The sequence below is a fragment of the Burkholderia sp. F1 genome, assembly GCF_050813845.1.
Lineage (GTDB): Bacteria > Pseudomonadota > Gammaproteobacteria > Burkholderiales > Burkholderiaceae > Burkholderia > Burkholderia ubonensis.
Map to the genome: position 1 here is coordinate 2,267,277 of NZ_CP172421.1, position 21,676 is coordinate 2,288,952.

The window sequence follows — 21,676 nt, forward strand, 5'->3', positions numbered from 1 at the left end:
GCTGATGGCGAGCGGTGCGAAGCCGCTACTCTGCCTTGATACGGAAGCGCTCGCGGTTCTTGCCCAGCCATGCAGGTGCCCTGCCGCGCCCCGACCACGTCTTTCCGGTCTTCGGATCCATGTACTTCGCCTCCACCGAACGGCGAGCACTGGCGCGACGCCGACGCGGCGCGATGTCATCGGGAGTCAATCCGTACTGCGCCATCAGTTCCTGAATCGTCGCGATCGCGGCGCCAACTTCGGCTTGCCGAGCCACTTCGAGCTGCTCCTCGATTTGAGCCTTTTTCGCCAACAGTTCCTTGTACGTAGCCATCAATCAGTCTCCAAGAGAAAAGCTCAGCCTATCGATCACGCGTTAGTAGGTTGAATATTTGATAGCGCCGATAACGCGGACGACGCGCTCATCATTGTAGTTAACATCAATAAAAATTGCGGACACAAATTCAATTCTCAACACCAACACTTCCATCTCGCAAGCCATTCCCCCCCACATCCCTTTCGCACTGACCCAATCGAAACAATCTCACAAATATATTGGTATAAATCCGAAAAAATCCCGACATTCATTTTGTCAGCCCGCACCCTCTCCCCATCAGACTTCATCGCGCAATAAAGCGGCTATCGAACTGAGCGACCAACTCCTCGATCAGGTATCGCTGGTGCGGGGGAAGCGCCTCAATCTTGGCGGCCAACGCCAACGCCTCAACCGTCGGCGGATGTGCACTTTCACCACTCCGCGGAAGCGTACTGTTCCGGACAAGCGCCGCTGGTGAAGGTCCGTAATGCAGCCAATGCAGATCGACCTGCAACCAATCTGCGAGTACACGTAGCTTCGCCTCGGTCGGAATCGTACGTCCCGTTAGCCACTAGTGCGCGGTTTGAGGTGTGATCGGCCTGTCGCCCCAGTAGCGGCAATTGAACTGCAAGGCCAATGCCGTCGCGCCAACAGATCTTCTCAGGCTGCGCGCAAGTGCAAATTTAAGACGGTCGGCGAATGCCGCCCTCTCTTCAGAAGTCGGCATGGGTAGAGATGCAAATTCTTTGAGTTAGTCACCAGACATTTATCGAAGCGATAGGATTTGTCGCAACGAAGCCAGTATCTGCCAGCAATCAAGAAGGCCACATGATAAATGAGGTCGGCTTCAAGGCAACGCGTTGTAGCCCATCCGACGAGACCGGTGACGATGCCCAGGACCGCCACCACTCACGTAGGTTCGACAGAATAAACCTCTCGAAGCGTCAAAAAACTCCACGCTCGCCAAGTGTCTTGAGTTATAAATCTGCTGGATAAGTACTTCGAAAACTGCTGCTGCGGTCGACGCGTGGGTCCGCTTCCACGCCGTGTCTGCATCCGCCCGGTTGACTCGATCAGAAGCACGCCATGGCATATTTTGAGACGACGACCTGCTATCACTGTGACGCCGAAGCGACTGGGCGGGAACATGTGCCGCCCAAATGCTTGTTCCCGAAGGGCGCCGATTGGTCGAGATTGATGACGGTACCGTCGTGCGTGACGCACAACAACGCCAACTCAAAGGCGGACGAATACCTGAAATTTCTATTGGGAGCGATCGCCTCGGACATCCCCAATGCGATCAAGCGCAGTGCAGCCAGGAGTGCCGTTCGGCTTGCGCTGAAGCGCAGCGGCAGCCTGCACCGCTACGGGTTCCGGTGGGATCGCGATGTGCTGGTGATAGACGACCCATTCAAGATCGACTTCGAGCTCCTGAGCACAGGCTTGCAAAAGATCGCCCGTGCGCTCTATTTCCATCATCACGGCGGTCGACGCAAGCTCCTCGGCAACCTGTATGCCTGTCCGTTATTCATCCCCATCGATCCTGAAGTCGCCCCCGACCTTGCATCGTCAGTAAGCACAGTCCGAGCATCGACTGCCCAGAATTTCGAGCAGCTACCCAAGCTTGGATCGCACCTAGAGATCTTCGCATACCAGGTCATTGAGACACCGGAAGCCATCATCATCAACATGGAGTTTTACGGCGCGCACTGGGCGTCAGTCTTGCGTCTAATGGGATGAGTGGCGGCGCATAGTCGTTATGGTTGCGGCAACGCCAATGTGACGCTTGCGCGCAGTGCTGCTTCGTAGCGCGTCTGATTACGCATCAGCAAACACATCACCGAGGACACCATGGGCTTCATATGGCTTCCTCGAAACACTCGTTATTCCAAGGGGGAAAGTCCACATGGGGCTGAAAAAGCAGAGAAGCGAATCTGTCCTTGCGGCAGCAAACCAGTACTTCCTTGATGTCGGCGTCAACGATGAGGCCGACAGGAACGTACTGTCCGCGTATTTTCTGGAAATTGACAGCCTCCACGCGCGGCTAACTGCGCTGGCACAGGTGAATATCCGACCGAAGGACAAGGACAAGATACTCGTTCAACTGACACCGGAAACCACGTTGAGTCCGCAGGCTACAGGGAGTTCGCCAGACTATTTCCGGATAACCACGCCGATGAGTTTGCTCCACCGGATGCGGGACATGACCCAAGCGCTCGATCTTCAACATGCGCCATACGCGCATACGGCGTCGTGGCCACTTGCCTGCGCGATGGTAGCGAGCATGGCTGCCTTCGGTCATGAACTCAATCATGCGTTCAGTGGGCATGTCGCCTTGCCGAGCGATGCGCATCAAGAATCCAATTCGGACTTTCGCGCGGGCGGCATGGTAGCCGCTTGGCTTCAACGCGACGACCTTCGCCGCAAAGCACTCCTGGACACCACCGATCAAACGCACAGGCCCGATCTGGTGATACTCGCCTTCGTGCTGCTCTGCCTCATCTTCGGGCCAGGTACCCCGGGACACGTAACTCCCTCCAACTACCCCAAGCCCTCCGACAGATTTACATTGCTCATGGCGGGCTATGTATTTCTCCAACAGCACAAACACGCTGCCGAATTACCGCTTACTCAGGAGGCAGTCCTACGGGCACTAGATTGGATTCCGAAAGCCTTCGCGCCCTTGGGTCTCGAAGCCGCAGCTCGCACTTTGCTGGTAACCGCGGGAACACCTGCTTCAGATCCCGCATCCTCTATCGAGCCAGCAAGTACGGAAACTCGGCGGCGATGGTATCAAAGCGCCGACCTGCTCCGCCCAATAGCGAGACTGTTGAAGGCTGCACTCAAACGGGACGCCAAGCGGGGGCGGTAAAACACCGGAAGGTGGCTCATCGTCGCCAGGCTGGGCCAAGGTAAAGTGCATCAAACCGACCCGCCAGCTCACGCAAAACTCCAACGATCGACAACAAGAGGAACCTATGATGCAGGAAGAGAAAAGAACTGATGACGAGATTCAACGGTCTGTGAAGAGCCTGTTCCTAGGCATCGTTCCCGAACGCGCACACGAACTGCTGGGGCTATGGGATAGCCTCCAGTTGCAATTCTGTCTCCTTGGAGACGGCGAATCTCCGATGATGCAGGGCGGAGCATACCGTTACGTACACTTCAATCACCGCGCCTTGAGAGTCGTATGGGTCAGCGCATTCGCAGCGTGGGAGGCGTATGCATGCACGCATGCCGAACTGATGGAGGGTGAAGTCAAGACCGATGACCGCCTCAAGGAGCTACTAAAAATCGCATTGGATGTACGCGACTCAAACGACCCGGAGTCGGTACCACTGACCGGCTTACCTCAGCCCGGCCAACTGCCCGACAAAGATGCGGAACCACAACTACGCGCCGCTGCGGAATTCGCAATGTTTGCGACTGGCTGGGCCATGCTCCACGAAGTTCGGCATCTACAGCACCAACAGGAAGGAACATCGTCCGGCCTAGAAGGCATCGGCGACCCTGCCAGAAACGAAGAACATTCGTGCGATCTATTCGCGACGACATTCTTGATGAGCGACGCGAATAGATACGCGGTCGAAAATGGTTCAAATCCGGACCTTGTGTATCAGAAGCGCAGCATCGGCATCTACTTCGCGATATTTTCTCTCGTCGTTCTAGGCCATCCGAATTGGGAACAATCCAACTCCCACCCCTCAATACAGTCACGTCTTGACGCGGTCCATCAGCAGATCAATGGCGACCACCTAGACATGGCAGCCTGCATCGCTGCACTTGCCTTCTCTGCTCTACAGAGGATTTGGCCGACAGCCCCAAACTTGGTATTCAAACAATGAATGAGATCATGTAGCGCTACCAACGGCATTGCCCGAGGCAACGAAACGAACGGTGTATGAAGCTGGAAAGAACGCCTCAATCCCAACCCTCAGCTTGATCTCAAAACTACGGTCCAAGTAAGGCCGGGGCCTCCCGGACGTTCGCTACGCTTAGGCGGCTACGCCCGAGACCAATGGTTATCCAACCACATGGCGCTCCCAGTGCAATCGAGAAGTCCAGCGAAGGTGGGATTAGCTTCTTTTTCGGCTCTCACGGCTTGCGGTGGGCTGCGCCACTTGTCGTGATATGGCGGCTTCGTGGAGTAACATGCGTGGCAGGGACACTAGAGAGGGAAATCTTGGCCGGATTCGAAGAGGTGCGCCCGCTGGAAGGCATGTGGGCGCCACTGAAGGTGCGCCTCGATCTGAGGCAGATGTTCGAGCGCTGGTTGTCGCGGTCGCGTCACCCGCGTCCCATCCTCGGACTAGACGAAATGGTCGACGAGCTGAGCCTCCTCGACCTGTGCCAACACTACCGATTGGAGTATCCGGGCGGCGCAGAGGACCTTGCCAAGATCTGGGACGAATCGGAGCAGCGCATTGCAGACGGCGGCCCGACGTTCGACGACCTCGTGCGTTTAGGCTGGGTGTTCTTTGACGGCGGCCGCTGGATTGTGCAGAGCACGCCTTCAGGCACGTTCTCGCACATCACCTACCCGAGCCCGAGCACGAAGATCTTTCTGACGGGGCTCGGCAAGGCTCGACTCGTCGCGAAGACTGACACGCCGCCTCCAAATGCTCAAGCGCTTGCAGCCAGAATATTGGTCGAAGGTTGGCTCGATCAGCACATTCCTACCAGAGATCCGGACTGGCTTGCAGGCAGGCTGTGGGAGCGGCTGTGCCCGAAGCCGCAGCCTCGCGCCACGGATAATAGCGGCGACGCAATGCAGGCAGTGTCTACTGTAGTGAATGAGGCTAGTGGTCCGTCGGCATTTCTAGAGGCTGAGGCCGGGGCTGTCGACAGAGCCTTCTTGGAGTGGTCTGCGTGGTGTGGCGTCCTCGGAGGTGCCTGTAGATGGGACATTGGCTGGGGGCCCACTGAGATGCGGTACTGCCGTGAGGCGGCACATCGAGCCTTGCACCGCCAGGCACTTTGGGGCGCCTGGGACAACGATGCCGCGCGCTACGTTGACGTGCTCGAAAAAACGTTTGCGATTCCGCAGGAGGGACTGCGGTATGGCAGGACTCCGAGGAAGGCACCGCCGCGGACACTTGTGTCTCGGGTCGACTGGCTAAAATGGCCCGAGGTTGAACACCTCATGATGGAACGGCTCGGCGCTAGCACGGTCAGCTTTGCATTTGGCCTGCTTTGCTCCGAGCTTGAGAAGACCGGCATTGGGCCGAGCATCACGGTCGAAGCGGCGACGGTCATATCGTTCGCAGCCGATCATCCGATGGCGTTGCAGCAATTCCTGTTCCGAGTCGAAGCCGTGCCAGCGCTGTTGGTGGACATGTTGATGCACCAGCGCTCTGCCTGCTTGGCTGCCAAGTTGGCCATCGAGTGGCGGCCGGAGTCAAGGTGGGATAGTGATCGCAATTTGAGCCGTGAAGCCCAGACCAAAGAGTTTGTGGTCCAAGACGCGCTGTCGCTCCTGGCTTATCACCTGGATGAGGGCACACTTGACCTCGAGGAATGCGCGTCTTTGGTTACTTGGTGCTATGACGGCGACGTTGGCGGTAGGAGGGCAATTGCAGATTCGAGGAGGACCGTCGGACGACAGCTTCTCGGGATGGTCGGAAAGAAAAAAGAAGAACTTCAGTCTGCGGTGCTGCAACACCTAGTAGACCAGGCGGCCTACGAGGGCAACGTGCCCCGGGCGTGCTTTGCGGGAGTGCTCGATGGACTGGACTGCCTTTCGAACGCGCCTAGTGCTGATGCTTTTCCAATCGTCGCACTGTATTCAAAGTTTGCGCGCGACCTGCACTTGGAAAGGACCGACGCGTCGAGCTTGTCCGCAGAACTGGCCGCTCGACTTGTCGCGACTGCATTCGCACAAGCCGCGTCCGACCGAGATGCGCTGCTAGTCCCGTTCGATAGCGTGCAATTACTGCGAGAGACTCCAGCCGATGAGAGGCCGTCCCTGCTCTCTTCCATTGCTCGAACCCTGAGAGAGCATGTGCGGATGCTCGCACGTGCCGTGGCCGGTTGGCCGGACGGAGACGTGCCGACCGAGCTTTGCGACGCTTTGCAAGCGCTCATCTCGCGCAGCGTCATTGAACATGCAGAGAAAGGGCGCATCGGAGCCCTCACGGACAGGTACAGCGCAAGCCGCTTTCTTGGACGTGACGAGGTCTCGCCGGCAGAAGACCTCGCAGCCGCATGGCGTCGGCTGGATGGCAGTCGTCAGGAAGCGATGCTGCAGGTGCTTGCTCAGTCAGATGACCCGGTGCTACTCGCTGAGCTTTGCCAGCGCCTGCCTGCGGCGGCGAAGCCCGGCATCCAAGCGAGGTTGCGGCAACTGAAGCCGGGAGAGGCTTCAACGCCTTGGACCTGGCCCGAACTGCAGCACCGCATCGAGTCCTTATTGGTCGCTGGCGAATACGGGCTTGCCCGCGAGCACCTGGATGCAGCCCAGCAGGAGTTGGACCGCGCGCCATCGCAGTTCCGGCTTAGCTTTTTTGGTCTCGGACTTCAGCTGCTTGCGAAAGAGAACAACTGGACTGCACTCGATGGGACCGTCGTCCCATCGGCACTGGATGCGGCCACCATGCAACAAGCACAAGACCAACTGGAATTCTACAGGGCTACCTCCCAACTGCTGCGCCCGAACGGTAATCTCGCAGGTGCTCGAGTCGTGCTGCAACGCCTTGCAGCGCGTCCCGGTGCGGCCTCTGCATACAAGGAAAATGTCTTTGCAATTGCCATCCAGCAGCTTCTGGGGCCAACCCTTCACCCGTTGACCGGTGAGGAAAAGGTGACCGGCGAGGACCTGCTTGCGGAAATCAATGCTGTGGTCGCTGCGGACGAGAAGTTAGCCCGCAGCAACTTGCTCGCCAACCGTGCGTTGCTCTTGCTGGCGTTGCAAAGGCCTGAGGATGCATTGGAGAGCGTGGCCGCGCGTCGTCGGAAGACGCGAAGCTCAGACCTCGAACTTATCACCGTGCTTGCAAAGTCCATGATGGGGCTCCGTGGCGAGGCGATGGCGATATTGGACGCAGCCATCACTGAGTTCGGCGCTGACGACCGGCTTCTTGCGCTCAAGAACGACCTCCAAGCTGGTGACGCTACGTCCAGCGTCGCTTCGGCATCGGTTGTAATCGACTCGATTTCATCCATCCGCGCCGCCTTGCAGCAGTTGACCGAGCTTCCGCCTTCCCAGCTTGGTGACGTGCTCGGCCCCCCCGGCCGCGGAGTTCGAGGTTATCTCACACGGCAAGTCTCACGTGCCGTTGCCGCGCTTCAACACATGGCGGCGATGCTGCGTGACCGGAAAAATCCAGAGGACGAGGCAAGGTTCGAGGACGACCTCAACACCGCTGTGCGAGAGGTGCTGGGAGCTTCGCTCGCAGTGGCCAAGTGGGATGTGGCTGACCAGTCGCTCGGTGGCGCAACTGGAAACGGCAATCCCGGCGAACGGGACGCCGTTATCCGAGTATCTGGTCAGGAGATATCCATCTATGAGGCGCTCGTCTGCTCCTGGCTTGACCGGACCAATATCAAGAAGCATTTCGACAAGCTGTTGTCATACGGCGTCTGTGACCTCTATTTCCACGTCACTTACTCGTACGCGAAGGAGCTCAATCCTCTCCTCGAGTATGTCGAACAAATGCTCGAACACGAGGTTCCTCCCGGTCTCACGTACCTCGGCTGCGAATTTCTGGGGCCTCCCGATTACGAGACAAGTGGGTATATCGCGACCTACCGTGTCGACCACCGGGAGGTCGCGGTGGTGTTCTTGATTGTTGACCTTAAGGTCTCGCGACCTCCATCGGCTGGGGAGGCCACTCCAACGACTTAGTCGACCACACAGACGGCACACTCTCTGGCCGACTGACTGTTACCTCACTGGCGTGGGAACTAATATTCGATCTCATCTTCCGGCAGCCGCTCAGCGCATACGACCGCAGTGTCACTCATAACTGTGACTCCGGCCGGCACGCTCGCCGGAACCAACGACAGTTTCGCGCCAGTCAGCTTGAGCACGTCTGCCTGCGAAGACTGACCGCAATCGCGGCTCAGCGGTCATCCGAATCGGGCTCCCGCTTTGGGTCGGAAGCGGGCGATCACGAACGACTGCTTCCCATCTTTTGGAGACGTTCCGGAGGTCTGTTCCGGGTGCGCACCCCAGGTTTTGACTGCAGGCGCGGTGGCTTCGGCCCCTCCTCGGCAGTACACTTTGTTGTGTGCAACTCGGTGGTGCTGAACTTGCAATCGGGGACCTACGACGCGCCTCAAGCCCACCATAAGGCCGCGAGGAGCCTGCCCCCTACTTCTCGCCGATAAATATGGCAATTATCCAGAGCTACAAGCATTCGGAAGCTAATGGCGCTGTCTAAGAACACGTCGAAGCCGAAAGCACCTCGCGGCGGCAGCGCGAAACAAGCGCCCGCGACGCTGAGGTCGACCAGCGGCGCCGGGTTCGAGTTCGAGGACCTGATAAGCGCCTGGCAGTTGGTGAAGGCCCTGTCAGGTGAGCAGGCACCGGGTATCGGCGGCGTCGTCACGCAGGTCCAAGCCCAAGTCTCGACCTTGGGCTGGCACATCGACGACCTGCTTCTGACGGCGCATGCGGCCGGCGCACCGCGGCGGCTAGCGACTTCGGCAAAGGGGAACTTGCAGGTAAACGCGGCCGGCCTCCCCGCCGACTTCGTGACGCGCGCTTGGGAACAGTGGCGTGACCCGCAGGGGCCATTCAACCGCGCGGCCGACGGACTGGCCTTGGTCACGCTCGGCACCCATCAGGCGTTCTTCCCGGCGTGGCGCGAAGTGAAGAACGCGTGCAACGGCGCGGATACCGCGCTCGCAATGAGTCGCATCCGCAGCAACTCGAGGCAGTCGCGCGTCTTCGACAGCGTTCAGAAGCCCGGCGGCGCGTCCGACGAAGAGACCATCGAACTCATCCGCCGCCTGCACGTGCTGCCAACCGACTTGCAGTTTGCGCACTCCGAGAACGAGACCCAGGCCATCGCACAATGCCGTCGCTTGCTCGCGTCTGGCTGTGATGACGAAGCGCAGGCTCTTTGGAAGAGCCTCGTCAACGTCGCGAAGGATGTGCGCATACGCAGCGGGACCATCACCATCGCGGACCTGTTGTCCTTGCTCCGGGGCCAGTTCGGCCTCCGCTATCATCCGGACTTCGAGCGTGATTGGGAGACGCTCTTCAACATCACTGCAGACCACAAGGCGCGAATAGAGACGGAGTTACCGTCTGGCTACGCCGTCCCACGGACAAAGGAGAAGGCAACGCTCCACGCAGCTGTCGCGGAACACCCGGTCACGGCGGTCTTCGGGGAGTCGGGCTCGGGCAAGTCGGCGCTGGTCAAGTCTGTGTTGGACGGCGCGTACCCGTCGTGGAATCAGGTGTGGTTCGGTCCGGAAACCCTGAAAACGGCGCTCAGCGCGGCGCGCCGCAGCGCCCTTCCCCTGACGCACGAACTTTCGCTGGTGCTGAACGCCACGGTGAACCCGCAGAACGTGCTGGTCATCGACTCTGCGGAACGCGTCGAGGCCGGCGAGTTCGTCGTCATCCGCCAATTGCTTCAAGCCATCCTGTCGAATAACGGCGAAGAGACCGAGGGCGCGTGGCGGGTCGTCATCGTCACGCAGACGCAGAGTTGGGCCGAAGGCGAAGAGATGATACTCGGCGGGCGAAAAGCGCATCTCGTCGAGGTCGAGGCGCTCAAGAGCGAGACTGTGAAGCTGGCGCTTCTGCAGTCGCCCACCTTGGGCTGGTTGGCCGCGCATGACGACACCATCGCGGCGCTAACGAACCTGCGGACACTGGCTTGGGTTATTAAAGCGGGTGCGGCGCTGGGGTCGAACGCCGGCAGACTAGCGTCTCACACTGCCATCGCGGACCGCCTCTGGAAGTACTGGACGAAGGACCGCGCCGATGTGCAGGCGCTGATGATGCGCCTCGCCCAGCGAGAAGCATCGTTCGAGCGCAGCTTCGCGCTGACCGACTTGGAGCCGGCGGACACGGCAACGTTCACGCGGCGGCCGGACGAGCTTCCGCTGCGCCTGAACGAGCGGACCAACCGCATCGAGTTCGAGCACGATCTCGCGGCAGATTGGACGCGCTTTCAGTTTCTGAAGCAGATTTGGACAGACACGCCGCAGTGGGCTGCCCTGGCGGGCAATCCGCTCTGGACGAACGCGCTCCGGATGCTGGGCCAGTTCCTTCTGCGACAGCCGGCCGAAACTGGCACGGCCTGGGACTTCGCCTTCGGGGCCGCGCAGGACACGAAGAACGAGTTGGCGAGCGATATCCTCCTTGATGCGCTTTGCTTGGACCCCGACGCCGAACGCTTCCTGACCGAACGCGTCGACCTCCTGCTCGGCAACGGCACGAAGCACTTAACGCGGCTGCTTCTGCGCTTCCACCATATCGCGACGGTGCCGACCGGCGGCGGAATGGGACTTAGCGCAGCGGTCGGCTTGTACATGGAAGCGCAGTACCGCTCGATTGTCTTCGGCCGTTGGCCGCCCGTTCTCCGCTTCCTCATCGCGCAGCGGGAGCGACTGGCTGGACTGGTTTCGTCCTCTCTTGCGAAGGTCATCGAGACTTGGCTGACGCAGACACCGCACACGCTAAGCAACGGCGATCCGACGCCTTTCCGCTTGGAGATGGCGGAATTGGCGCTCGCCATGGCTCGGACCATGCAGGTCGAAAAGAGCCAGGGCGTGATATACGTGATGAATGAGCCGCTGCTGTACACCGCACCACTGGCCGGCGCGGCCGACATACCGATCGAGATCGGAAACTGGGCGCTCGAACTCGCGGGACGCCGAGAGGTCGACGCTGACGTCAAACGGCGCATCGCCGAGGTTCGGCTACAGAAGACGAAGGCGCACGCCGAGCGTCTGAAGACCGATGCCGAATACAAGGCGCGGCACGAAGAACGGAAGCAGATGCCGCGCTCCCTCGGGTCGTTCCGCGAGCGATTGCCGCCTTGGCCGCTAGGGAATCGCTGATTAATAGGCCATCCTGCGAGGTTGTCGGCGGCGCTGGTACGGAATTTCCGGATGCCGAAGTGAAGCGTCGGCAATTCCGGTGAGTTTGGCCCGAGGGTGCGCCTCGTTTCTCGCATTCTTCACGCACATAACGGACTGCTCCCATGAACGGATCGCAACAGGTTTCGCGCGATCACCAGATTCGCCAAGGCGAACAGGCTGAACAGTTGCGCGGTGTTCTTCGCCAGTCCCTTGTAGCGGACTTTGCGATGGCGGAACAGATTCTTGACGACATGAAACGGGTGCTCGACTCGCGCACGAATCTGCGCCTTGGTTCGCTCGAATGCGATCATCAGATCCTTCAGCGCCCCGTCCTGCATCGCCTTGATCCTTCCGCGCTTGGCCGCCACCCGCCATTTCACCGACTTGCCCTTCATTTCGTCGCGCTTATCCACGCCGATATAGCCCGCGTCGCCGAACGCTTCTCGCTCGTGACCGTGCAACAGCGCGTGCGCTTGCGAAACGTCCGACACGTTGGCCGACGTGCTGACCACACTGTGAACCAGCCCCGAATCGGCATCGACGCCGATGTGCGCCTTCATGCCGAAATGCCACTCGTTGCCCTTCTTCGTTTGATGCATGTCCGGATCGCGACGCTTCTCGGCGTTCTTGGTCGACGGCGGCGCTTCGATGATCGTCGCATCGACCAGCGTGCCTTCCTTCATCATCAGCCCGCGTTCGCACAGCGAGATGCCAATCTCGTCGAACAGCTTGCGCGTCAGGTCATGTTCGAAAAGCAGGCGCCGGAACTTCAGCAGCGTGGTCGCATCCGGCACGTTCTCGACGGCCAGATCAATCCCGGCAAACGCTCGCATCGCGATGCTGTCGTACAGCGCATCCTCCAGCCCTTCGTCCGACAGGCTGTACCACTGCTGCAGGAAGTAGATTCGCAGCATCCGCTCCAGACCAATCGGCGGGCGGCCGCGAGCTCCCTTCGGGTAGTACGGCTCGATTGCCGCCAGCAACCGCGACCATGGCACGAGCTTCTCCATCTCGTCCAGAAAACGCTGACGCCGGGTCACGCGCTTCTTGCCCATGCTTTCCGCTTCCGCAAAGCTCACTTGCCGTTTCATCGTCTTGGGTTCGTTCCGTGAACTATCTTCTACAACGTCCCCGGCTGCGTCAGCGATGACCGCCGTGCCGGATAAATCAGTGTTTCCCTAGGTGCCAGCGACAAGGTCGACATGGATTTCCGGACTGCCTGCATCAAGGAAAACGGCATCCAGTCTCTGATGCATGCGCAACCTGAGCTGGCGGCCGAAGTCCTGCTCGCGCTCATCATCGAAGACCAGCCGGAACGGGAGTACGGGGCCGAGCGGTTCGAAGTGAACCTCGGCCTCGAATACCCCCGGGACGCGTACCCGACGGCCTTCTGGAAGAGCCCGTTCTTCCCCTTCTTCCAGCTGGCCCCGGAAACAGCGCTCGCCTCGCTCATCGCGCTGGTGAACTTCTGCACGGAACGCTGGGTCGCCGAGGTCATGAGGGGGCGAACCGGCGAGGCTCCCGGGGTGACACTGCAGTTTGCGGACGGGTCGGAGAAGACCTTCCCTGGCTGGTGGCAGGTATTCGACTGGCCGCAGTCCAATGACTCGATGCGCAACGGAAACCTGTTCTGCGCTCTCGATGCGTTGGAGCGCTGGCTTACGCTGCGGCTCGACGCGGGTAAGGACATCACTGCTGATATCGACAAGATACTCCGGGAGGGAAACTCCGCGGCGCTCGTCAGCGTGCTCCTCAACGTCGCCAAGTATCGGCCGTCGCTGCTGACGGGGCCCCTCGCGGCCCTGATTACGTTCCCGAACCTGTTCTATTGGGACAGCGTTCGCGTGAAGCAGGTTGGTTACAACTTCATCGGATCGAGCTGGCTCCAGGGCGGTCAGGTGATGTTCGACTTCGCGCGTGATTGGACCTTGGCGCCCCATCGCCAGCAGAAGTTCCTCGATGTCGTTGTCGCACTCCTGTTGGCCGACGGCGACGTTGCGCGGCGTATTCAAGCGCTACTGCCGACCTGGGCGTTACCTGGAGACCCGAAAGAGGCGTTGGAGTTCAAGCTTCTCTTCGCCACGCTCGACCGGGCCAACTATCAGCCCGTCACCGACCCGTCGACGGGCGCGGAGACCAATGTCTTCGTGTGTCCGGATGAACTCCACCTCGAGGTGTTGTCGTGGCAGACCGACAATGCGCCAGCCCTCGCGTACCTTCTCGTGCCGGACCAGTGCGAGCAGAGGCTTCGGGGCAACCAACCGCTCTCCGACGATGAGGCCTCGTCCCTCTTCAATCTGCTCCGAGAGTGTGACGCCGGAGCGGGAAGCGACGATGAGGATGCCAAATCGAAATGCCGTTTCGCTACAGCCGGCACGCTCGTCGCATTGGGCGGTGCTTGGCTCGCCCAGGACCCCGAAGCGCAGAAGCACGTGCTCGAAGTCGTGCGCGCTGGTGTGGCGTCGATCGCGTCGACAGGAGAAGAGATTCGCGGGCGGCGCATTGGGAGCCTCCGCGACGAGCTGAAGTTCGTCGCTTATGCGGCCATGCACCTGTGGCTCGCCGATGGAGATGGCGTTCAGGAATGGGAGACCGCCGTCCTGCGCCTTCTGACGAGCGGCGACACGCGAGCGACCGCCGTTGTAGTCGGCGTCGCCTACGCCAATCGAGAGCAGTTGGGCACCGCGTGGTGGCGGCTGCTCCGCGCCGGGCTCTTCTGGTCGGGCCTCATTCTGCTCGCTCCGCACCACGGCGATGGCGATGATGCGAAGTACGCCTGGAGGGTGTGGCTCGCACGGCTGCGGCGCTTTCCGCTCCGTGGGCCGAACGCGACGCCGGATGAACTCGATTTCAAGCGTGTCGGCGCGGGCCTAGAACGTTTGGACTTCCAGCGCCGCATGCGGCTCTACAATGCCGGCGACCAGACTTGGCGCGGAAAGCCGAAGCGCGAACGAGGCGGTTCGCTAGACGGTCACGTCCTCGTAGTCCTGTTTAACTGGCTCATCGAAGGCGGTGGCACTGGCGACCGCGATCTCGACACGCGCTTGGCGCTGCGCATCTGGGATTACGATACCACGCGCGCCAAGGCCAGCGAGAAGAAGCATGGCGAGTACGACTTGCCGAGCCAGAACCTCGGCTACGACATCCTTCTGAAGCTCGGAGCCCTGTCGATCGCGGCGCCCGCAGGGGAAGAGCGTGCGGTTTGGGAACCCGTTCTCGTCCACGGTCCGGCCGCACACTACGCGCTGCAGCACTTCATTCGCGGCTTATTCCTGCGCCTCGGGAAAGGCGACGATCCGGTGGCATTCGAGCGTGTCTGGCAAGCCACCGCGCAGTACGGACTCACAGCCGATTGGTCCCAACCTGGCCTCTGGTTCTACGGCGAGCGCTTGATTTGCGACCTGCTTGGTTTCGGGAACGAGGACGCCCTGTCCAGACTGAACCCGGGCGCGACTCTGCGGATGAAGGATCTCTACAAACGCTGGGCCGCCGCGCACCTAGCTCGCGACGAAGAATGCGTCACCCGTTTCTGCCACTTCCTGACGACTAAGTTCGGAGCCCCACTTCGGCTTGACGGGCTTTGCTGGCTCACCGCCATGCTGAAGGAACGCGAGCCTTCCAGTCGCTGGTACCGCGAGGGTACGGGCGATGCATTGGTTGCGCTGGTGGTGGCGGCATTGAGTTCCGACGCGCATGCCCTGTCGCAGCACCCTCAGGCTCGACAGGCGCTTATCGAGATCGCGGCCGCACTTGCAGCCATGAACATCCCAGCCGCCCTGGCTCTCCAAGAGAGCATTAAGCAACTGCGATAGCGGTCAAGAACAGGCTTCACGTGGTCGGCGTGACGGGAGTTCGTTCACCGCCCCAATCTCAATGCCTGCAATTGGCCGGGGCCGCCGGTTGTAACCTCCAGCAACTGGCCGAAAGGCGAACTTCGTGCTTGCAAGTTAGGGCCGCCGGTAAACTCGGGCAGCCAAAGAAACTTTGCCCGGTCACATGAGCATCTAGTCCACGGACGTACCTGCAAATGCCACTCCAATGTTGCAGCAGTATCTGCGCTCTATTTGACAAGGGTCAGCGCACTAACCTACGCGAAGACCTACGCATTCCCCTTCGTGGATCGACCTTTACCGACCCACTTCTGCCGCTCATACCGGGCCACAACTGCGTCCGTTTCCAAGGCATATCGGTCAGCACTGCATCTTTTGGATTCGACATATCAGCCGAAACAACGATTTCGAACCTCGGCGGCGTAGTCGGATTCCTTCGGTTTATCGAGCCCGTACGCCCTCCACTGCTCCGTCCCGTGGGCGGTGACGGCATCGTAGTTGTTTTGCTCATCGATCATTTTCTGGACGTCGTGGTTCACCAGCTCAACGATCTCCTTGCAGCTCATGTTTGGCGAAGATCTAATCTTGACTTGCAGCGCCCGCATTTCATGCACGGCAATCTGAACATGCCATTCCTCATGATCGGAAAGAGATCGATCGTAGAATGCCCAACATTCTTGATCTTGTGGCTGCAAGTTCTGAGTCGTCAACTTTGGCACTTTGACGACTAGATTGACCGCGATGACTGCCGTATCGGAGGAACACATATCGTTTTCGACAAGAGATTCCGGTCCCAGTTTGACGGAATATGATGTGATCCCCTCATATCTTCCCTGAAGGTCCTTCTCCCTTTGAAGACTGGCCTTAATTGAATTCCATATTTCATTCCAGGTGCGGCCAGACACGTTGTAGTAGTCCATCTTAAAGGTTAATTGGACATCCTTGTCGGTGGGCCCAGCAGAATCGGCCATGATGAGCGGGGCGATGGCCGCTATGCCTAAGCCAACCACTTTCCGCAGGACGGATCCCATGGGAAAGGCTCCTGGAAAGATTCAAGTTAGCTCGGGGCTTTAGGTCGCCCCGACGCACAATAAATTAAACTATACGGCGCTCCTTCGGAGACTAAAAACATGCGGTCCACCGTACAAGTGGTGTTGGGCCTCGTATTTGTGGCGGCCCTCGTTGGATCTGCGCAGGCGAAATCGTTTGCGAACACTTACCTGAGTTTCGACATACCGGACGAATGGCAATGCCGCCTCGAAGAGACAGAGTATGTCTGCCTTCCGCCCGCCAATCCGGAAGGCAAATACAGCATGACCGTGATCCTGACGGCCAAGGAAGTCGGGCCGATAGATAGCCCGCAGCTCTACATTCAATATCTTCAGGATGTTGTCGGCACGAAAGCTGGTGTCGAGACCGTTCGGGCGCCAACGAGCACACTGATCGGCCAAGTCATCTGGATCGATGCGATTTACTGGAACTCAGAGGTCAAGGACTACCAGACCCGCTATCTGGCCCGCACCGAGGGTAACCTTGGCGTCCTCGTGACATTCTCGGCTCATCGCAGTGTGGCCAATCAGGCCCAGGCCATTTCCGACCGGATCGCCAAATCCCTCCAGGTCAACAGCTATCGCGCCCGGCCGGAGCTTCAGGAGGACGGGCACTGACTTCTCGTGGCGTCAACTCTTGGCATGAGCGTCCGTGAATCCGGGCATCAGCACGTTGAGGATGCCGTTGAAGCTCGGAATAGCGCCAAACACGTAATAGCGGGCTTTATCGTGCCAGTTGGGCGTCACGTAGAGGGTCTGGGTGGCGGCAGGATTGCTCATCTGCTCAATCGCGCGCGTCAGCCACGTCGGATAATCGCCGTCTGGAGCTTGCGACAGATCGTACAGGACCATGGAGCCACTCACCCGTCTCGCCGTCAGGATGAAGGGACCGCTCTTGAGGGCGTCAATATCTCGACCACCCTGAGCCGCGATCATCTGTTGAGCTTGCTTCAAGAATGTTCTGGCCCCGGAAATATCGTAGCGATCGCCCAAGGTCTTGCAGTCAGCCTTATCAACCGCGGACCAGGTCACCACCGGCCAGACGAACGGGGCGATTTGCACGTCCTGGCCGTAGGAATTGATCCGCATGGGCGTGCCTTGGTTGAGGGCGCCGCTGAAGCTCATGTGATCCAGGAACAGGGGACAGAAGCGATCGATCTCCTCGCGACTTGTGAAGATCGGGACGGCATATCCTATCGCGTCGGCGGGTACCTGATCTTTGCGCGCTAGGACATAGCCGCGAACTTCGATCAGCTTCTCTCCCGTGGGCGCCGGCGAATTGTTCCAGCCAATCGGCGGCGGTGCTCCGAGCAGTCCGCCTCCCGCCGATGGAATGACGTCCGAGGTGGTTGCGCAACCCGTGGCCAAAGCCAACACCGCGCTCATGACTGCGCATCGCAGCCATGCGGCTTTTATGTAGGTCATTTTTCGCCTGCCGCCGGCTTATCGCTCGCTGTCGGCGCGCGCGGATTTAGCAGTCTAAAGATCAACTCTGACCCGCCAGCGCCGATGACGAAAGCCATGAGGGCGACCGAAGCGCCAAGGCCGTTGAGCGGCCAGAAAAACGCCAAAGCGATGACGCTCAGGACCACGCCAATCGCGACGGCCTTCACCGACAAGAGCTTGATCAGCATGACGACTCCCCCATGTCCCCCAAGGGTTCATCAAAAGGCAACCAGACCGAGCGCGCGCTAGCTGCGATCACCTCTCGGCTTACGCTAATCGCTGACGCTCCGCTCGCTCGTAGCGAGTGTATCGAATTTCGCAACCAGGAGCCACTGGACCGCCGACGATCACGTCACGCCGATGCGGGCAGCCAGAAGGCCGCAGTGAGGGAAAGCCGGACCTCGCGTATGGCCAATGCAACGGATCACCGTTGCGAAATGAATGGCCGATTTCTGCCCGCTATCGGTATCTTTCGTTGACCGTGACAAGGGTGGAAAGATTCGCCTCGGGCAGGTGACTTGCAATGATCAAGCCAGTTGTTCATCCAGGACTCCCAGCAAGGTGATCTGGTAGATCGGATGCAGGCGGCTGCCCGGCACCAGCGCGCGCTTTTCCCCGCCCCAGCTCGACACCATCCTGCGTCACGTGCGGCAGCCACGCATGCCGATGGCGCTCTGCCAACGCTAGGAACAGTCGTTTGACCTTGATGCTGTGGCAATGGCGCAGCAACAGGCCGACCCGCTGTGGTCGTAGCGTGGTCATGGCCTGCATCAGCGCATCCACCTCGTAGATCAAGGCAGCGTCCGAGACGTCATCGCACAGCTCCAACATGGCCCGTTCCGGCGTGGCACAAACCAAGCATCGGCACCGGTGGCAGCCTGGTGCCACGCTAGGCCCTGTTCGGACAGCCCCGTCGCGGACACCTCCACCGCGAACGACATGGGCGGCCAATCGAACGACCCTTGCCCAGATACTCGAAACTCTGCGCCACAGACAGCTTGCCAAGCAAAGCTATCAAGCCATCTTCGGCTTTAATATGTCGAGATCGGTTTATTTTGATTGTCTTTTGGGCAGCCGAGGGATACGAACCCTACTTTGGGGGATTGGGACATCTGGAATGTGGGGGCGTGGCGGCAAAAACGAGAGTTTACAGCGATTCAGGGTTCGGCGAGCCAAAAACAGGTGGACAGCGGCGCCATTCGCGACATGCGTTCCTCCACACGGTTGAAGATCGACACCCTCGATATTCACGAGCCAAGCGGCGACGTGCGTATCGTCCCTTGTTCTTTGATCTGATGTATCGTGACGCGATGCGCGGCCGAACAACGGCCGTTGCGTCGCCGCATGCGACTGCAAACGGTGCGCCTGCCTCCGAAACACGAAAGCCGTCCGACGCGCGAGCGCGTTAGTCCAAACCCCTTTCACCCGCCCTGAAACCGTCGCCATGAAAAAGCTTGTCAACCGCCCGTCCGACGTCGTGCGCGAAATGCTGGAAGGCATCGCGCGGCAGTCGCCGCATCTCGCGATCCTCGGCGACGAGCACGTGCTCGTCCGCAAAGCGCTCCCCGAACCGTCGCAGCGCGCCGTCGCGGTCCTCTCCGGCGGCGGCAGCGGCCACGAGCCCGCGCACGGCGGCTACGTCGGCGACGGGATGCTGAGCTCGGCCGTCTGCGGCGAAGTGTTCACTTCGCCGTCCACCGACGCCGTGCTGGCCGCGATCCGCGCGACCGCCGGCCCGAACGGCGCGCTGCTCGTCGTCAAGAACTACACGGGCGACCGGCTCAATTTCGGGCTCGCCGCCGAACTCGCGCGCGCGGAAGGCATTCCGGTCGAGACGGTCATCGTCGCCGACGACGTATCGCTGCGCGACCGCGTCGAGCGCGGGCAGCGACGCGGGATCGCGGGCACCGTCCTGATCCACAAGCTCGCCGGCGCGGCCGCCGCGCGCGGACTGCCGCTCGCCCGCGTCGCCGCGATCGCGCGCGAGGCCGCGGCCGATCTCGGCACGATGGGCGTCGCGCTCGACGGCTGCACGATACCGGGCGCCGACAAGTCGGGCTTCAGCCTCGCCGGACACGAGATCGAGCTCGGCCTCGGCATCCATGGCGAAAAAGGCGTCGAACGCACTGCGCCGTTGCCGGCCGACGCGCTGGTCGACACGCTGCTGTCGAGCATCGTCGCCGATCTCGTCCTCGACCGCGGCGAACGGGTCGCACTGTTCGTCAACGGTCTCGGCGCCACGCCCGACATGGAACTGGCGATCGTGCTGCGCGCCGCGTACGACAACCTGAGCCGGCGCGGCATCGCCGTCGAACGCGCGTGGGCCGGTACGTTCCTGTCGGCGCTCGACATGCCCGGCTGCTCGATTTCCGTGCTGCGGCTGAACGACGAGCGTACGGCGCTGCTCGACGCGCCGACGCAGGCGCGCGCGTGGCCAGGCGGCGGCACCGTCAACCCGCAGATCCGGGTAGCCGCCGCGGAAACCCGCGATGCGCCGCCCGCGCCGCTCGACGCGACCGGCCGCGCATGGGCCGCGCGCCTGCAGCCGGCGCTGCACGCAGTCGCGCGCACGCTGATCGACAACGAAGCGACGCTGACGGAACTCGACGCGGCGGCCGGCGACGGCGATCTCGGCGCGAGTATGCATCGGGCCGCGCAGGCGATTCTCGAGTTGCCTGAAGCCGCGTACGGCACGCCGGCCCGCGCGCTCGCGGTGCTGGGCGCCGCGTTGCGCCGTGCGATCGCGGGCAGCTCGGGGCCGTTCTATGCGACCGCGCTGCTGCGCGCGTCGCGCCGGCTTGCCGACGTCGCCGAGCCGTCGGCGCGCGACTGGGCGGCGGCGTTCCGCAGTGCGGTGGCGTCGATCGGCGAGTTGGGCGGCGCGCGCGCCGGCGACCGGACGATGCTCGATGCGCTCGTGCCGGCCGTTGACGCGTTCGACCGCGCGCTCGATGACGGTCTTGATGCTTCTGCCGCGTGGGCAACGGCCGTCGAAGCCGCCGAACGCGGCGCGCAGGAAACGACCCGCATGGCGCCGCGCGCGGGACGTGCGAGCTATCTGGGCGAACGCGCCATCGGCACGCCCGACGGGGGCGCCGTCGCGGTCGCGTACTGGTTGCGGGCGTTGCAGCCGCACGTGCGGTGAGCGGCGACGCTGCCAAGCTCGTCGCCAGTTTTGACGTACGGTGCGCGCACTCTCAAGCGTCGGTGCGCGCACCGCGTGTTGCGTGATCAAAGGTCATATGAAATTGACCACACGAACGCATCCTCCTCCGTAAGCGGCTCGCGCGGGCCGCACCGAATCTGCGGAGCAAGCGAGATACGATAGCTTGGCTTTGTGTTTCCACTGACTTCTGACATGATCATCAGACCAATCACACTGTCTCAACGCGAGGAGTTCGAATGAGTGTTTCGTTGATTGTCCTGATCGAGGTACAACCTGGTAAAGCAAACCAGCAATTAGAAGCCTTCCAGCGAATTGCGCCGATGGTCAGGGCTGAACCAGGATGTATCGAATATCAACTTCATCATGTCAGCGAAACCGAAAATCAATTCGTTCTGACGGAGCGTTGGGAAACGGAAGAGGCTTTGGCAGCGCATGAAATCGCTCCGCACATGATTGAAGCCAATGGCAAGAACAAGTCCTTTCGCGCTGGGCCCGCTAAAGTTCTGAAGCTGGTAGCGGTCTAATACAATTTTTCGCCACCGCCATCTGTACCTGACGATAGTCGACTGGTTGCGCCTGACGCGCCTGCTAACGCCAAGCCGATACCGAGATGCCATTTGGTTCGCGCAGCCCACCGGCAACACGCCATGGCAGCAGCGCTTCGATGCGGTTGACCGGATAGTCCGCGATACGCGCCAGAAAACTCGGTGGCATCAGATAGATCCGCATTGAAATTCACATCCTGCGACCACATCGCAACGCGGATATCCGGCAGCGGGATGTAGCTGCCCTTCGCCTCGAGTTGCGCGATCTGTTCTTCGAATGCTGCAGCGCCAGGCGGACCCAGTGT

The 21,676-nt window shown here is 60.6% G+C and carries 16 protein-coding genes and 2 pseudogenes; 10 read left to right on the forward strand and 8 right to left on the reverse strand.

Annotated features, from left to right (window positions below; genetic code table 11):
- Positions 1 to 25 precede the first annotated feature (25 nt).
- Positions 26 to 313 (reverse strand): H-NS family nucleoid-associated regulatory protein, encoded by a 288-nt coding sequence (locus ACFIMZ_RS10680; protein ID WP_431819496.1) that lies wholly within the window; start codon positions 311 to 313, stop codon positions 26 to 28.
- Positions 314 to 599: 286 nt separating this feature from the next.
- Positions 600 to 1,022: pseudogene (locus tag ACFIMZ_RS10685) on the reverse strand (transcriptional regulator).
- Between the two features lie 359 nt (positions 1,023 to 1,381).
- Here ACFIMZ_RS10685 and ACFIMZ_RS10690 point away from each other — a divergent pair.
- The 5 genes from ACFIMZ_RS10690 to ACFIMZ_RS10710 all read left to right on the forward strand — a co-directional run bounded on the left by ACFIMZ_RS10690 (position 1,382) and on the right by ACFIMZ_RS10710 (position 11,314).
- Positions 1,382 to 2,035: a hypothetical protein gene (locus ACFIMZ_RS10690; RefSeq protein ID WP_431819497.1), complete on the forward strand. Its 654-nt coding sequence runs from the start codon at positions 1,382 to 1,384 to the stop codon at positions 2,033 to 2,035.
- Positions 2,036 to 2,201: 166 nt separating this feature from the next.
- Positions 2,202 to 3,167 (forward strand): hypothetical protein, encoded by a 966-nt coding sequence (locus ACFIMZ_RS10695; protein WP_431819498.1) that lies wholly within the window; start codon positions 2,202 to 2,204, stop codon positions 3,165 to 3,167.
- 106 nt (positions 3,168 to 3,273) lie between these two features.
- Positions 3,274 to 4,140, forward strand: coding sequence for a phage exclusion protein Lit family protein (locus ACFIMZ_RS10700; protein ID WP_431819499.1), 867 nt, complete (start codon positions 3,274 to 3,276; stop codon positions 4,138 to 4,140).
- 338 nt (positions 4,141 to 4,478) lie between these two features.
- Positions 4,479 to 8,138: a hypothetical protein gene (locus ACFIMZ_RS10705; RefSeq protein ID WP_431819500.1), complete on the forward strand. Its 3,660-nt coding sequence runs from the start codon at positions 4,479 to 4,481 to the stop codon at positions 8,136 to 8,138.
- A gap of 524 nt (positions 8,139 to 8,662) precedes the next feature.
- Positions 8,663 to 11,314 (forward strand): hypothetical protein, encoded by a 2,652-nt coding sequence (locus ACFIMZ_RS10710; RefSeq protein WP_431819501.1) that lies wholly within the window; start codon positions 8,663 to 8,665, stop codon positions 11,312 to 11,314.
- Positions 11,315 to 11,433: 119 nt separating this feature from the next.
- Here the strand turns inward: ACFIMZ_RS10710 and ACFIMZ_RS10715 are convergent, their stop codons facing one another.
- Positions 11,434 to 12,426: an IS5 family transposase gene (locus ACFIMZ_RS10715; RefSeq protein ID WP_431819405.1), complete on the reverse strand. Its 993-nt coding sequence runs from the start codon at positions 12,424 to 12,426 to the stop codon at positions 11,434 to 11,436.
- Between the two features lie 111 nt (positions 12,427 to 12,537).
- Here ACFIMZ_RS10715 and ACFIMZ_RS10720 point away from each other — a divergent pair, with 111 nt between their 5' ends.
- The gene (locus ACFIMZ_RS10720; RefSeq protein WP_431819502.1) at positions 12,538 to 15,147 is read left to right on the forward strand and encodes a hypothetical protein; all 2,610 of its coding nucleotides are present in this window, start codon (positions 12,538 to 12,540) and stop codon (positions 15,145 to 15,147) included.
- Positions 15,148 to 15,554: 407 nt separating this feature from the next.
- On the opposite strand, the gene ACFIMZ_RS10725 is transcribed toward ACFIMZ_RS10720, so the two are convergent.
- Positions 15,555 to 16,196, reverse strand: a complete 642-nt coding sequence (locus ACFIMZ_RS10725) for a DUF922 domain-containing protein (protein ID WP_431819503.1) — start codon at positions 16,194 to 16,196, stop codon at positions 15,555 to 15,557.
- Positions 16,197 to 16,295: 99 nt separating this feature from the next.
- On the opposite strand from ACFIMZ_RS10725, the gene ACFIMZ_RS10730 reads away from it, so the two are divergent.
- Positions 16,296 to 16,832, forward strand: a complete 537-nt coding sequence (locus ACFIMZ_RS10730; protein WP_431819504.1) for a hypothetical protein — start codon at positions 16,296 to 16,298, stop codon at positions 16,830 to 16,832.
- Positions 16,833 to 16,844: 12 nt separating this feature from the next.
- On the opposite strand, the gene ACFIMZ_RS10735 is transcribed toward ACFIMZ_RS10730, so the two are convergent.
- The 3 genes and pseudogenes from ACFIMZ_RS10735 to ACFIMZ_RS10745 all read right to left on the reverse strand — a co-directional run.
- On the reverse strand, positions 16,845 to 17,639 hold the full coding sequence (locus tag ACFIMZ_RS10735; protein ID WP_431819505.1) for a hypothetical protein: 795 nt from the start codon (positions 17,637 to 17,639) through the stop codon (positions 16,845 to 16,847).
- On the reverse strand, positions 17,636 to 17,848 hold the full coding sequence (locus ACFIMZ_RS10740; protein ID WP_431819506.1) for a hypothetical protein: 213 nt from the start codon (positions 17,846 to 17,848) through the stop codon (positions 17,636 to 17,638). Before ACFIMZ_RS10740 ends, ACFIMZ_RS10735 begins: the two co-directional genes overlap by 4 nt.
- A gap of 339 nt (positions 17,849 to 18,187) precedes the next feature.
- A pseudogene (locus ACFIMZ_RS10745) lies at positions 18,188 to 18,660 on the reverse strand (type IV toxin-antitoxin system AbiEi family antitoxin domain-containing protein); the annotation flags it as partial.
- A 95-nt stretch (positions 18,661 to 18,755) separates the two neighbouring features.
- Here ACFIMZ_RS10745 and ACFIMZ_RS10750 point away from each other — a divergent pair.
- The 3 genes from ACFIMZ_RS10750 (at position 18,756) to ACFIMZ_RS10760 (ending at position 21,350) form a co-directional block, all read left to right on the forward strand.
- Positions 18,756 to 18,956 (forward strand): hypothetical protein, encoded by a 201-nt coding sequence (locus tag ACFIMZ_RS10750; protein WP_431819507.1) that lies wholly within the window; start codon positions 18,756 to 18,758, stop codon positions 18,954 to 18,956.
- A gap of 148 nt (positions 18,957 to 19,104) precedes the next feature.
- On the forward strand, positions 19,105 to 20,805 hold the full coding sequence (locus ACFIMZ_RS10755; RefSeq protein WP_431819508.1) for a dihydroxyacetone kinase family protein: 1,701 nt from the start codon (positions 19,105 to 19,107) through the stop codon (positions 20,803 to 20,805).
- 257 nt (positions 20,806 to 21,062) lie between these two features.
- Positions 21,063 to 21,350, forward strand: a complete 288-nt coding sequence (locus ACFIMZ_RS10760) for a putative quinol monooxygenase (RefSeq protein WP_431819509.1) — start codon at positions 21,063 to 21,065, stop codon at positions 21,348 to 21,350.
- Between the two features lie 64 nt (positions 21,351 to 21,414).
- Here ACFIMZ_RS10760 and ACFIMZ_RS10765 read toward each other — a convergent pair whose 3' ends face one another.
- Positions 21,415 to 21,555, reverse strand: a complete 141-nt coding sequence (locus ACFIMZ_RS10765) for a hypothetical protein (RefSeq protein ID WP_431819510.1) — start codon at positions 21,553 to 21,555, stop codon at positions 21,415 to 21,417.
- Positions 21,556 to 21,676: the final 121 nt, after the last annotated feature.